At 56.1% G+C, this 1834-nt stretch carries 1 protein-coding gene; it reads left to right on the top strand.

Features of this window, described 5'->3' with window-relative positions:
* The first annotated feature begins 250 nt into the window (after positions 1-250).
* Positions 251-1774 (top strand): DUF2779 domain-containing protein, encoded by a 1524-nt coding sequence (locus tag ACOSYY_RS13455; protein ID WP_421663014.1) that lies wholly within the window; start codon positions 251-253, stop codon positions 1772-1774.
* The last annotated feature ends 60 nt before the right edge of the window (positions 1775-1834 follow it).

The following is a 1834-nucleotide window of genomic DNA, read 5'->3' as shown; positions in this document are numbered from 1 at the left end:
GTGGCCACGAAAGCCAGCAATTGACCGAGGCCGACCGCGGCGATCGACGTGGCTCCCAGCCCGCCGACTAAGAGGACAGCGACAATGCCTTCGGCCCGTTGGAGAAGTGTGGTAAGAGTGACGGGGAGCGCCAAGATCATTACGGACCGTCTGATCTGGGTGACAGCGTTGCTCATGGGGCGCTATCCTAACAGAGTTCTTCCTCGCACCATCTGAGAAAATCGTTGACCGCACCGTGGACTGTATGACGATGGCCGACGTTCACAACGGACCTCCCGCGACATTCGCACCGCCCCGCTTATCGAAATCGAAATTTCTTTCGGGTCTTCAATGTCACAAGCGGCTCTATCTTGAAATTCATCAGCCTGCCTTGGCAACCCCGCCGGATGCGTCGACGCAGGCGATTCTGGACATGGGAATCGAAATCGGCACCCTGGCGCACCGGCGCTTTCCTGATGGCGTACTCGTTAAAGCGGGATTCCGTCAGCGAGAGGCGGCGATCGCAGAGACCGCTGCCTTGCTTCACAGTTCCGGGATCTCCGCCGTCTTCGAAGCGGCATTCGAGCACGACGGAGTCCTGGTGCGCGTCGATATTTTCGAGCGAGTGCAGAATGGTGAGGGGATGTCGCCGTCCTGGCGTTTGATTGAGGTGAAGTCCTCGACGCGAGTGAAAGATATCCATCTCGATGACCTGTCCATTCAAAGCCATGTCGTACAAGGTGCCGGATTGAGGCTCGACGCGGTTTGCCTGATGCACATCGATACGAGGTATCTCTACGAAGGCGGCGAGGCGGACTTGCAGGCGCTCTTCTCGATCGAAGACGTCTCGGAGCCTGTAGCAAATCGACGAGGACAGGTGCTGGAGCGGTTGGCTGCCATGAAAGCAATGTTGGCGAACCCGCGGCCACCGGAGATCGAGCCGGGTCAACATTGTCACGCCCCCTATGAATGTCCCTTCTGGTCGCATTGCACCACGCAGAAGCCGTCGCGCTGGATTTATCACCTGCCTGGTAAAAAAGAAATCGTCGGCCAGCTCGTGCGACAAGGCATCACGACGATCGACGAAATTCCAAATGGGACACAGCTGTCCGATATTCAACGAAAGGTGAAAGACAATATCGAATGGATCTCGTCGGAGTTGCGTCCAATTCTTCGCTCGGTGAACTATCCCGTGCATCACCTGGATGTGGAGACCGTCATGTTGGCGCTGCCGCGATTCCCTTCCACCAGACCCTATCAGCCCATTCCTGTCCAATGGTCCAATCACATTGAACGAGAATCCGGCGAAGTGTCACATCAAGAATTTCTTCACAATGAGGCGTCGGAACCGCGCAGGCGTTGGGCCGAGGCCTTGATCGAATCTCTTGGCGAGAAAGGCAGCATCGTGGTGTATTCAGCCTATGAGGAGGCCATCATACGCCAACTTGCCGAGACGTTCCCGGAGTTCAAATCCGCGTTCAATGCGATTGCGAAGCGGTTGTGGGATCTCCTCCCGGTGATCAAAAGTCACTATTATCATCCCGCATTCAATGGATCATATTCGATTAAGTCCGTGTTGCCGGCAGTGGTGCCGTCTCTTGGGTACGGCGATCTCGCGATTCAAGGCGGTGGGCAGGCGGCCGCTGAATATTATCGGATGGTCTTTCTCGAGAGCGATTGGGTGGAGCGGGCGGCGATACAAGAAGCCCTCTTACGCTATTGCGCGCGTGATACGTTGGCCATGGTGGAACTGCGGAGAGTGTTGGAGAAGAAGGCGAGAGAAGTCGGATCGTGATCGAGGTCTTGGCTTAATTGACACGATTAGCGTCAGCCAACGCTAAGGTGTTTTAGCTTC

This window comes from Nitrospira sp. BLG_2 (assembly GCF_049222245.1).
Note: the sequence above shows the minus strand (reverse complement) of the source record. Positions and strands in the feature narration are given on the sequence as shown.

What these genes read in the sequence shown, in the direction of transcription:
- ACOSYY_RS13455 (WP_421663014.1), top strand. Translation starts at nt 251, where the DNA reads ATGGCCGACGTTCACAACGGACCTCCCGCGACATTCGCACCGCCCCGC.